The organism is Chryseobacterium sp. SIMBA_028 (genome assembly GCF_046535285.1).
Taxonomy (GTDB): domain Bacteria; phylum Bacteroidota; class Bacteroidia; order Flavobacteriales; family Weeksellaceae; genus Chryseobacterium.
Window position 1 is genome coordinate 1 of record NZ_JAWRWZ010000182.1, and the last position, 279, is coordinate 279.

At 37.3% G+C, this 279-nt stretch carries 1 pseudogene; it reads left to right on the forward strand.

The features are described 5' to 3' along the window. Nucleotides 1-279: pseudogene (locus SCA31_RS23065) on the forward strand (TonB-dependent receptor); the annotation flags it as partial.

Genomic DNA, 279 nt, shown 5'->3' on the forward strand with positions numbered 1-279 from the left:
GGGGCTTTCGTAAATTCTTATGGTGATAAAGGGAAGCTTAACCTGAATGCGGAGTATGGCTTAAACAACTACAATTACTATGGCATTTACGCCTTACAGCCGTCTTCTGATGTTGATCTGAAGCAAACAGTCAACCAGTTTAAAGTGAATGGATATTATGACTTCTATTCCAATGAAATTTTAAATGATATACGGGTGAAATCTTCATTCTTAAAAGATCATTTTGATGCTCAGGAAAACCAGGTTTCCACGCTGGCTAATTTGTCTAAACATGCCGTT